At 67.4% G+C, this 10,796-nt stretch carries 6 protein-coding genes and 1 other RNA gene; 1 reads left to right on the top strand and 6 read right to left on the bottom strand.

Translation table 11 applies throughout. The features are described from left to right. Positions 1-32: 32 nt before the first annotated feature. Complete coding sequence (locus HMPREF3097_RS06795) at positions 33-3,674, bottom strand: bifunctional [glutamine synthetase] adenylyltransferase/[glutamine synthetase]-adenylyl-L-tyrosine phosphorylase (protein WP_070761640.1); 3,642 nt, start codon at positions 3,672-3,674, stop codon at positions 33-35. A gap of 121 nt (positions 3,675-3,795) precedes the next feature. Next, the gene (locus HMPREF3097_RS06790; RefSeq protein ID WP_070761639.1) at positions 3,796-5,136 is read right to left on the bottom strand and encodes a glutamine synthetase family protein; all 1,341 of its coding nucleotides are present in this window, start codon (positions 5,134-5,136) and stop codon (positions 3,796-3,798) included. A gap of 60 nt (positions 5,137-5,196) precedes the next feature. Between HMPREF3097_RS06790 and panB the strand changes: the two genes are divergently transcribed. After that, complete coding sequence (gene panB / locus HMPREF3097_RS06785; protein ID WP_012360542.1) at positions 5,197-6,033, top strand: 3-methyl-2-oxobutanoate hydroxymethyltransferase; 837 nt, start codon at positions 5,197-5,199, stop codon at positions 6,031-6,033. A 154-nt stretch (positions 6,034-6,187) separates the two neighbouring features. Here panB and HMPREF3097_RS06780 read toward each other — a convergent pair whose 3' ends face one another. From HMPREF3097_RS06780 to HMPREF3097_RS06765, 4 genes are all read right to left on the bottom strand, one after another. After that, entirely contained in the window at positions 6,188-8,662 is a 2,475-nt protein-coding gene (locus HMPREF3097_RS06780) for an HAD-IC family P-type ATPase (protein ID WP_070761638.1), read from the bottom strand. A 22-nt stretch (positions 8,663-8,684) separates the two neighbouring features. Next, positions 8,685-8,876 carry an SPOR domain-containing protein gene (locus HMPREF3097_RS06775; RefSeq protein WP_070761637.1) on the bottom strand — a complete coding sequence of 64 codons (192 nt, stop codon included), beginning with the start codon at positions 8,874-8,876 and terminating at the stop codon, positions 8,685-8,687. 57 nt (positions 8,877-8,933) lie between these two features. Further along, an RNA gene (gene rnpB / locus HMPREF3097_RS06770) (RNase P RNA component class A) lies at positions 8,934-9,392 on the bottom strand. A 28-nt stretch (positions 9,393-9,420) separates the two neighbouring features. Then, the gene (locus HMPREF3097_RS06765; RefSeq protein WP_070761647.1) at positions 9,421-10,695 is read right to left on the bottom strand and encodes a bifunctional RNase H/acid phosphatase; all 1,275 of its coding nucleotides are present in this window, start codon (positions 10,693-10,695) and stop codon (positions 9,421-9,423) included. Between the last annotated feature and the right edge of the window lie 101 nt (positions 10,696-10,796).

Genomic DNA, 10,796 nt, shown 5'->3' with positions numbered 1-10,796 from the left:
TGGCCGGGGCCCGGCGGGCGGCGCCCCTCCCGCTACAGCCGCGGCCGGCGCCCGCGGAAGGCCCGCACTACCTCGTCGCGGCGGTCGGCCGCCCAATCGCGGTCCAGCATGTCACTGTTGAGAACCTTGTCCAGCTCGACGTGGTCGCCAATGCCGAAGGCGCGGGAGTCCTCCGGGTGGTGGTCCGCACCCCAGTCCAGCTGGTCCATGTGGTCGAACTCGCTGCCCTCAGCGTCCTCGACGATGTCCTCGCCCCAGAACACCCGGTCCACGACCGTGCGCGCCCGGCGCGTCTTCTTCAGGTAGTCGTCCAGGAACTCCTGGGACTCCTCGATGGGCCAGCCAGCTGCCGCTGCGACCTGGGCCAGCGGCTTGCCGGAGCCCGGCAGCTGGTCCTTACGCTTACCGCGGACCAGGGCGAGCGCGTTGCGGGCCTTCGTGGCGGTGATCCACGCTTCCCGCATCGTCAGGGCGTCGGCCTCGCTGATCAGCTCTTCGGCTGCCATCTCCTTCAGCACGCCCAGGGTGGAGGTGTTGCGCAGGTGTTCCTTATCGCAGTGCTGCATCGTGAGTAGCTGGGCGGTCCACTCCACGTCCGTAAGCCCGCCGCGGCCGAGCTTGGTGTGCAGGTTCTTATCCGCGCCCTTGGGCAGACGCTCGGAGTCCACGCGCGCCTTCATGCGGCGGACCTCGCTGACCTGCTTGGCCGTCGCCCCACCCGCCGGGTAGCGGAATTGATCGATCATCCGCAGGAAGCGCATACCGAGGTTCTTGTCACCGGCGATCCAGGTGGCGCGCAGCAGCGCCTGCAGCTCCCAGGTCTCGCCCCACTCGGAGTAGTAGCGCTCGTAGCTGGCCAGGGTGCGCACCAGCGCCCCGTTGCGGCCCTCCGGACGCAGGTTGCTGTCCACCTCCAGCGGCGGGTCCTGGGAAGGCTTGCCCAGGCGGCGGCGCACGGATTCGCAGATCGTGATCGCCCACTTCAGTGGGTCCACCGCGCTGGCCTCGCTGCCCGCGGCGTCGGCGCTGCTTCCCTGCTTCTGCGCGCCGCTGTCGCCCACGCCCGTCTTTTCGACGTCGACGCCGTCCTTCCCGACGCCCGCGTCCTTCTTGCCCTCGGCGGCCTCGGCTCCGCTCGTGCCGTCGCCGTCCTGCTCGACCGGTTCGGCGACGAACATGACGTCCGCGTCCGAGCCGTACCCCAGCTCCGCGCCCCCCAAGCGGCCCATCCCGATCACCGAGATCGTGGCCGGGGCGTTGGTCTGGTGCTCGTCCTCCCAGGCCCGGATCTCGGTCTGCAGGGCCGCTTCCAGCACCGCATCCCAGACCCAGGACAGGGACACGCAGACCTCCTCCACGCTCATCAGGCCGAGCAGGTCGGCGGCCGCGATGCGGGAGAGCTCCGCCCGCCGCAGCGCGCGTGCCACGCCGATCGCCTTATCCGGGTCCCGCTGCCGGTTCGCCGCAGCCACCAGCGAGTGGGTCACCACCGCGGGCTCCTGGTCCAGCAGCTTCGGCCCCTTCGCGCCATCGGAAAGCAGCTTGACCGAATCAATGGAATTCAGCAGCAGGTCCGCCAGGAAGGGTGAGGTGCCCAGCAGGAACATCAGGCGCTTGCCCACGATGTTCTCGTCACGCAGCAGGCGCAGGAACCAGGAGCGGTCCATCGCTGCCTCGGAGAGCTTCCGGTACGCCAGCAGCCCAGCATCCGGGTCGACCGTGGCGGAGAGCCACTCCAGCAGGCTGGGCAGGATGATTGCCTGCAGCTTGTGCTTGCGGGTCGTGCCATCGGCCAGTGCGCGCAGGTGCTCGAAGGCACGCTGCGGGCTCTCGTAACCCAACGCAGCCAGCTGTCGCTTCGCTGCCTCCGGGGACAGGCGGACGGCGTCGGCGTCCATCCCCACCACGGAGGAGAGCAGCGGGCGGTAGAACAGCTTCCGGTGCAGGTTTTGGATCTGCAGCGCGGACTGGCGAACATCCAGCTCCAGCTGCTCCACCAGGGAACGCTGATTCCCCGAAGCGTCCGTGGAGCGCACGCGGCCGGAGGTTTTGGCCAGCCAGCGGCGCTCCTGAATGTCATCCTCCTCCGGCAGGGTATGGGTCCGCTTCAGCCGGTGCAGCTGCAGGCGGTGCTCCAGCAGGCGCATGAACTCATAACAGCGGATCAGCACCTGGCCGTCCTCGCGGCCCACGTAGCCGCCGTCCACGAGCTGGCGCAGGGCCGCGACCGTGGCTGAGACGCGCAGGTTCTCGTCGGTGCGGCCGTGGACGAGCTGCAGGAGCTGGACGGCGAACTCCACGTCGCGGAGGCCGCCCTCCCCCAGCTTCAGCTCGCGGCTGCGGATGTCGGCGGGCACGTTCTCGATGACGCGGCGGCGCATGGCCTGCACATCTGGGACGAAGTCCTCGCGCTCGGCCGCCGACCACACCATCGGGGCGATGGCCTCGCAGTAGTCCCTGCCGAGCTCCAGGTCCCCGCTCATCGGGCGGGCCTTGAGCAGGGCCTGGAACTCCCAGGTCTTGGCCCAGCGCTGGTAGTAGTTCACGTGGGAATCCAGGGTGCGTACCAGCGCGCCCCGCTTGCCCTCCGGGCGCAGGGCCGCGTCGACCTCGAAGAACACGCGGCTGCCGATGTTGATGAACTCACCCGCCCAGCGCATCGCACGGGCGTCCGCGGGTTCGGCGACGAAGATGACGTCCACGTCCGAGATGTAGTTCAGCTCCTGGGCGCCGCACTTGCCCATCGCCAGCACCGCCAGCCGGGCGGGCTGCTTTTCGTTCTCCGCCCCCGGCTTGCCGTAGACCGTGCTGCAGGCCACCGCGAGGGCTGCGGTGAGCCCTGCGTCTGCCACATCTGTGAGGGCTAGGGAAAGCGCCTCGAAGTCCAGGGCCTTCGGCGGAGTGTGGCCGCGCTCCACCATCGTGGATGCCAGGTCGATGGCAGCCACCCTGGCCAGCAGGTTGCGGTAGGCCACCATCAATGCCGAGTCCGCTTCGCTGCCGGTGATCGCCGCCTTGAAGGTCAACTCGCCGGCCCCGTCGACCGGCGTGGCGCCCACCGCGGCGAGCATCTCGTCCATCATTTCCTGGCGGCTGGGCATCGGGGCGGCCAGATCCACCCAGGTGCCGGGGTTGGCCACCACGTGATCGCCCAACGCGGTACTGGCCCCGAGCAGGGCGAAGAGGCGGCGCCGGAAGTTGGGATTCTCCTCCACCGCTGCAAGCAGGGTCTCCGCCTTCACATCCGTGAACTGGGCGACCTGGCCCACCGGCACCCCCACCGCTGGGTCGATCTGGGAGGCGTCGGCCTGCGCGGCGTCCTGCTGGCCGGAACGTGCCGCGCCCTGCCCTGTATCTGTCCCACCCTGGCCCGCATCTGCCCCGGTCTGGGCCGCTGCAGCAGCGGCCACGGACTCCGGGTGCGCCGCGTCGGGCACTGGCAGGTCGTCGGCTTCCTCCGCCGCCCGCAGAGCGTCGACCAGGCGCACGAAGTTATTCAGCGCCAGATCCGGGCTGCCGGCGGCCGCGAGCGTCCACAACAGGGAGGTGTGCTCCCGTCCGGTCCAACCCAGCATCTCCAGGTCCTCCACCGCGCGCTCGCGGCGCAGACCCAGCACCCGCGGGGACGGGACGTCGGAACGGGAGGTGCGGGGAAGCCCCTGCGACCTAGTCATAGAACACTCACTTCTTCACAAAAACGTCGATGGCGGCGGACCGTGTGCGTACTCGTCAGGCTCACCGTGGAACCGGATGCCGCGCCGGGTAGCCAGGGCAGAGCCCGGCTACCCGCTGGGCCTAGAACTCCAGGTGGTGGCGCAACTCCCACGGGGAGATCTGAGACTGGTAGGCATGCCATTCCTGCCACTTATTACGCAGGAAGAACTCGAAGACATGCTCGCCGAGCGCTTCGGCCACCATCTCCGAACGCTCCATCTTCCGCAGCGCATAATCCAGATCCGTCGGCAAATCCCTAAAGCCGGCGGCGATGCGCTCCCGGCGCGTCATCAGGGACACATCCTCCTCCGCCGGGGCAGGCAGCTCGTAGCCCTCGCGGATGCCCTTCAGGCCCGCGGCCAGCATCACCGCGTAGCCCAGGTAGGGGTTCATCGCGGAGTCCGGGGAGCGGATCTCCACCCGGCGCGTGGCCGCCTTGTGCTGGGTGTACATCGGGATGCGCACCATGGCCGAGCGGTTGGACGCGCCCCAGCTCGCCGCACGCGGTGCTTCCTCGCCATAGGAGATGCGCTTATAGGAGTTCACCCACTGGTTCGTCACCGCGGTGAACTCCGGGGCGTGCTCCAGGATGCCTGCGATGAAGCTCTTCGCGGTGGCAGACAGCCGGAACTCGTCGTCCGGGTCGTGGAAGGCGTTATCCTCCCCCTCGAACAGGGAGATGTGGGTGTGCATCGCGCTGCCCGGGTACTGGCTAAAGGGCTTGGGCATGAAGGTCGCCCGCACCCCATTGCGCCGCGCGACCTGCTTGATCAGGTAACGGAAGGTCATCACGTGGTCCGCCATCGTGAGCGCATCCGCGAAGCGCAGGTCGATCTCCTGCTGGCCAGGCCCGTTCTCGTGGTGGGAGAACTCCACCGGGATGCCCATCCGCTCCAGGGAGTTAATCGCCTCGGCCCTAAAGTTCGGCGCATTATCCGTCACCGCCTGATCGAAGTAGCCACCATTATCGGCGGGCACCGGCGGCTGGCCGTCGGTGTCGATGGACTTCACCAGAAAGAACTCGATCTCCGGGTGAACATTGCAGCTAAAGCCATCCTCCGCGGCCTTCGCCAGCTGGCGGCGCAGCACCTGCCGCGGGTCCGCCCAGGATGGCTGCCCATCCGGCATCGTGATGTCGCAGAACATGCGGGCGGAGAGGTAGCCGTCCTGTTCCGCACCGAAGGGCAGGATCTGGAAAGTTGAGGGATCCGGCTGGGCGATCGTGTCCGCCTCGAAGGCCCGCGAGAAGCCCTCGATCGCGGAACCATCGAAACCAATCCCCTCCGTGAACGCCCCCTCCAGCTCGGCGGGAGCCACGGCCACGGACTTCAGGTAGCCCTGAATGTCAGTGAACCAGAGGCGGACGAAGCGGATATCGCGTTCTTCAAGGGTGCGGAGGACGAATTCCTGTTGGCTGCTCATGTCCCCCATCTTAGGCACTAGCCCGGACACGCCCAGGGTGCTTCTGGCACAATCACATTCATGGCTCGACAGGATTCCCCGCGTGGGTACATGGTTCCCACCAAGCAAGTTCGCATCTCCGACCTCACGGCGCGCAAGGCCAGCGGCGAGAAATGGGCGATGCTCACCGCATATGACTATTCCACCGCCGCCGCCTTCGCCGAGGCCGGAGTGGAATGCCTCCTGGTCGGCGACTCCGCGGCCAATGTGGTCTTCGGCTATGACCAGACCCAGCAGGTCAGCCTGGAGGAGATGATCTTCCTCGCCGCCGGCGTGGTCCGCGGCGCCGGCAATGCGCTGGTCATCGCCGACCTGCCCTTCGGCACCTACGAGGCCTCCGATGAGCAGTGCGTGAAGAGCGCCGCCGAGATGATGCGCCGCTCCGGTGCCGCAATGATCAAGATCGAGGGTGGCCGCCGCATGGCGCCCCGCATCAAGGCCCTGACCGAGGCCGGTATCCCGGTCTGCGCGCACATCGGTTTCACCCCGCAGTCCGTCAACCAGCTCTCCGGCTTCAAGGTCCAGGGTCGCGGGGATTCCGCCGCCCAGCTGCTGGACGACATGGCCGCCGTCACCGAGGCGGGCGCCGAGATGGTCGTTCTGGAGATGGTGCCCGCGGACGTCGCGAAGCAGGCCACCGAGCAGTTCCCCATCCCCACCATCGGCATCGGCGCTGGTCCGGACACCGACGCCCAGGTGCTGGTCTGGCACGACATGGTCGCCCTGCCAGAACATGGTCACCGCCCGAAGTTCGCCAAGCAGTGGGCCCAGGTCGGCGCGTCCCTGACGGATGCCGCCGCCTCCTATAAGCGCGAGGTCGCCGAGGGCACCTTCCCCGCCGAGGAGCATTGCTTCTAGCTACTCACTCTTTCTGTTAGGACGTCGCCACCTGGGCCAGCCACGGCCCCGGCGGGCGGCGTTTTTGCGTTGCCCAGCCCTTGACCGGGGCAGAGATCCCACACTGCCCAGCCGGATCAGTCAGCGCCGATATGAAGCGGGGCTCGCGACGTCCTTAATCCTGGTGGAGGAGGAAACGGCGGGCCAGGAACTGGGAGAACTCGATCACCACGGCGCCACACAGCCCCACCACCGCGCCTGTGATCATCAGGCGAGTGTTACCGATATCTAGCAGCACGAGCTCGCGGATCGGGGCTATCAGGAAGAGCACCAGGTAGCCGCCGATGCAGCCGAACCACAGCGCCCACTTCCACGTTTTCAGCGGGCGGGCCACGATGTTCAGCACCCACAGCCCCATGATGATCAGCGCCAGCAGCACCGCCGTGCCCGCCTGCCGCTGCTCGGTCACGCTCGCCCCATCACCTGGGTAGATCACCAGCCACATGATCACCGAGCCCAGGCCCACGATCGCCCCGCCCGGGATCGCCAGCGACAGCACGCGGCGGACGAAACCATCCTTCGGGCGTTCCGTATTCGGCGCCAGGGAAAGGATGAACGCGGGGATGCCGATGGTGAACCAGCCCGTGATCGTCACGTGGATCGGCTGGAAGGGGAAGGTCACGCCCGCCACCGCCACGACCATCGCCAGCACCACGGAGTAGACGGTCTTCGTGAGGAAGAGGTTCGCCACCCGCTCGATATTGCCGATCACCCGGCGCCCCTCGGCGATGACGTGCGGCATCGAGGAGAAGCGGTCGTTGAGCAGCACCAACTGCGCCACGCTGCGGGTCGCAGCGGAGCCGGAGCCCATCGCCACGCCGATGTCGGCCTTCTTCAGCGCCAGCACGTCGTTGACGCCGTCGCCGGTCATCGCGACGGTGCGGCCGCGAGCATGGAGGGCCTCGACCATCGCCTGCTTCTGCTCGGGCTTGACCCGGCCGAAGACCTCAGATTCCAGAACGGCCTGCTCCATGTCCTCCGGCGCGATCTCACGGGCGTCGATGGAGCTCAGCTGCTCGCCGGTGGCCTCCTTCGCGACCGCGGCGACGGAGCCGGGGTTATCGCCGGAAATGATCTTGACGTCCACGCCCTCGTGCTCGAAGTACGCCAGCGTCTCGGCCACATCGGGGCGCAGCTTCTGCCGCAGGACGATCAGCACCGGGTCGCCGAGCTCAGGGGTGGTGGCGTTCGCGCCGTCTTCGTCCGGGTCCTCGACCTCGTCCAGCGCGCGGCCAAAGGCCAGGACGCGGCGCCCATCGGCCTCCTCCTTCGCCGCGACGTCGGCGGCCGGGGTGCCCTGATCCAGGAGGACGTCGGGAGCTCCCAGCACGAAGGTCGGGCCATCCGCCACGCGAAAGCCGGAGAATTTATAGGCCGAGGAGAACGGAATCTCGCTGCCCTCGAAGGCGTGGGGTTGAGAGGACTGGGGCTGGGAAGAACCGGCGGCGACGTCTTCCTGCTCACCCTCCCCCGCACTCCACTCGTCGAGCCCCTGGACGATCGCCTCGGCCGTGTTATTCAGATCCGACTGGGAGGCGAAGAGACGGCGCAGGTCGCGCAAGGTCTCCGCGCTGGCGTCGTCGCCGTGTTCGTCGACAACCGCCTCCAACTCCATCTCGTTGCTGGTCAGCGTGCCCGTCTTGTCCGTGCACATCGTGTCCACGCGAGCCAGACCCTCGATGGCGACCAGCTCGTTGACCAGGGCCTTGTACTTGCCCAAGCGCACGATGCCCACCGCGAAGGCGATGGAGGTCATCAGCACCAGGCCCTCGGGCACCATCGGCACCAGTGCCGCGGCCATAGAGAGGATCGACTCCCGGATCGGGGCGTCCGTGCGGGTCAGCTGCGTGAAGATCGTCAGCAGACCGGTGGGGATCAGCAGCCAGGTGATCACCCGCAGGATGGAGTTGATGCCGCTCATCAGCACCGAGTCGGTCAGCGAGAAGTCGCTGGCCTCGGCAGCCAGGCGGGCGGCGTAGGACTCCCCACCCACCTTCTCCGCACGGAAGACACCGCTACCGTGTTTGACGAAGGAACCGGAAAGTAGCTCGTCGCCGGGGTTGTGCCGCACTGGGTCAGCCTCCCCGGTGAGCTGGGATTCGTCCATGGACAGCGAACCGGACAGCAGCGGACCGTCGACCACGATCTCGTCGCCGGAACCGACGCGGATCAAATCACCCTCGACGATCTCGCTCTGGGCGACCTCCCGTTCCTCGCCGTCGCGGATGACGCGGGGCCGGGACTCGGAGAGGATCTTGAGATTCTCCAGGGTCCGCTTCGCGCGGAGCTCCTGGATGATGCCGACCGCGGAGTTCGCGATGATCAGCAGGCCGAAGGCGGCGTTGATCCAGGAGCCGGTGGCCAGCACGATCACGCACAGCACACCCAGCATCGCGTTGATGCGGGTGAAGACGTTCGCGCGGATAATCTCCCAGGTCGTACGCCCCGTGGTTCGGGTGGCCTTGTTTGTTCTTCCCGCCCGGGTGCGTTCCTCGACCTCGGCGGAGGTGAGTCCGCTCAGGTCCGGTTTTTCTGCGGTGCCGTGCTTGGTGCTGCCGTGCTCGCTGGTGCTGTGTTCGGTGCTGCTCATGAACTATGCGGAAAGCCGGGGCTTAGTCCTCGTTATCCCAGTCGTCCTGCTCGTCATAAGCATCGGCGGCCTCGATGCGCTGCTGCGCGGTGCTGAGAGCCTGGCGGGCAGCCTCTTCGGAGTCATAGGGGCCCATGCGGGTATCCCAGCCGCTGGACTTGCCCTTGGTGACCTCACCGGTCTTGGTGTCGAAGTACCACTTTTCTTCTGCCATGGGTTTCACCCATCCTTTCGGGTTGATACTTCCCACCAGTGTAGATGCAAAGTGTGAGTGTCGAGGCGGCCTCTAAGCCGGATTCTGTCTGATGCCACCCACGAGGGGTGGCACGAGGTGACCATCCATCTGGACGCACCATTGCTGGGCGCCTCAAGCAGTCCACCTGTCCTTCATCGGGCGAGCAGCCCTCAGACAACGCCGCACGCCCCGCCCTGCGACGGGCGGGGCCGTGCGGCTCCTTGACCTTGCTCCCAGTGGGGTTTACCTAGCCGCGACAGTCGCCTGCCACGCTGGTGCGCTCTTACCGCACCCTTTCACCCTCACCCGCCGCACACCGCGAAAAACGGTGGGCGGGCGGTCTACTTTCTGTTGCACTTGCCCGCAGGTCACCCTGGGTTGCCGTTAGCAACCACTGTGCTCTGTGGAGTCCGGACTTTCCTCGACACGGGGCCTGACCCGCCGGCATAACACCGGCCGGTGGTTCCACCGCGCCGCAGCCACCCGGCCGCCTCGACAAGGACTAAGTCTAACCCCCAGGCCGCTAGCCGAGGTAATGAGATTCGTTGACCAAGCGGACCACGCCCGCCCCGTTCGGCAGGAAATCCGCGACCGAGAGGCTGGCCACGTCCAGGTGCAGGCTGCGGTAGATCTCCCCGCCGGTGCCTAGCGCCCGACGCAGCACCGACTTGATCGGCATCATGTGGGTGACCACCAGCACCGTCTTGCCCGGGTACTCGGCGATCACGCGATCCACGAACTCGGACACCCTCCGGTAGACCTGCTCCGGGGACTCCCCGCCGTGGGGTGCGGCCGTGGCGTAGTTGAAGCACTCCCGGTGCTCCTCCGGGTGGTCCTCCTGGATCTCGACGAAGCGGCGGCCCTCCCAGGCGCCGAAGTCCATCTCGATGATGGCCTCGTCCGTCGTGATCGCGTTCTTGCCCATGCCCAACGCCTCAGCGGCGGCCCGTGCGGTCTCCTGACAGCGGCCCAACGGCGAGCTCAGGATGACGTCGACGTCGCCGCGCTCGCTGATATGGCGGGCGGCGTGCGCGATCTGCTTCTTGCCCAGGTCGGTGAGCTCCGGGTTACCGCGGCCGGAGTATTTGCCGTCGCGGTTGAGCTCGGTCTGGCCATGGCGCAGCAGGAGCAGGGTTGTGGGTTCGGTCTTGCCCATCCAGGCCGTGGGCGAGACTCCGGCCGGCTGGGAGTCCTCGCCCTCGCGTTCGACGGGCTGCTCGGCGCTCTGCGCTGAGTTATTCCGCGTGGTGTCGGCGGCCTCTCTCGAGGGCTGGTCGAGGTCGAAGAGCATGTCCGCGCCCTCCGCATCGCCGGCCGGCGATGCGGCGGCAGCAGACCCGGCCGCAACCAGCTCCTCGTCGATCCACTGGCCGCCCTCGCGCTCATCCATCGCACGGTTGGCCAGCTCATCGGCGCGTGCATTCTGGGCACGCGGCACCCAGGTGTAGCTCACCTGCGCGAGTTGGCCCTCGATGCGCTTGACCTCCTGGGCCAATGGCTTCATGTCCGGGTGCTTGATCTTCCACCGGCCGGACATCTGCTCCACAACGAGCTTGGAGTCCATGCGCACATCCACGCTTAAGCTCCCCGGCTTCACGCCCTGTTGCTCGGCGATCTCCACCGCCAAGTTCAGGCCGTTGATCAGCCCCTGGTATTCGGCGACGTTATTGGTGGCGTGCTTGATGAACTGCCACACACAGCCGACCTCCGCCCCCGCGGCGTCCTTCACCGACGAGCCGGTACCCGCCGGCCCCGGATTGCCGCGCGAACCGCCATCGCATTCCACGCTCAAACGCATGTTGCCTCCCATATCTTCCGCTGCCTTGCCTTCCCTACTCCACCGATAACGCTTGCTCGCTGCTCGCCGCCGCACCGCTGACACGCGGGGCGCGCCAGTCG

It is taken from the genome of Corynebacterium sp. HMSC27B11 (assembly GCF_001815985.1).
Lineage (GTDB): Bacteria > Actinomycetota > Actinomycetes > Mycobacteriales > Mycobacteriaceae > Corynebacterium.
Note: the sequence above shows the minus strand (reverse complement) of the source record. Positions and strands in the feature narration are given on the sequence as shown.

Excerpts from the sequence above, each read along its gene's own strand:
- HMPREF3097_RS06795 (WP_070761640.1), bottom strand. The coding sequence starts at position 3,674 with ATGACTAGGTCGCAGGGGCTTCCCCGCACCTCCCGTTCCGACGTCCCG.
- HMPREF3097_RS06790 (WP_070761639.1), bottom strand. The coding sequence starts at position 5,136 with ATGAGCAGCCAACAGGAATTCGTCCTCCGCACCCTTGAAGAACGCGAT.
- panB (WP_012360542.1), top strand. The coding sequence starts at position 5,197 with ATGGCTCGACAGGATTCCCCGCGTGGGTACATGGTTCCCACCAAGCAA.
- HMPREF3097_RS06780 (WP_070761638.1), bottom strand. The coding sequence starts at position 8,662 with ATGAGCAGCACCGAACACAGCACCAGCGAGCACGGCAGCACCAAGCAC.
- HMPREF3097_RS06775 (WP_070761637.1), bottom strand. The coding sequence starts at position 8,876 with ATGGCAGAAGAAAAGTGGTACTTCGACACCAAGACCGGTGAGGTCACC.
- HMPREF3097_RS06765 (WP_070761647.1), bottom strand. The coding sequence starts at position 10,695 with ATGCGTTTGAGCGTGGAATGCGATGGCGGTTCGCGCGGCAATCCGGGG.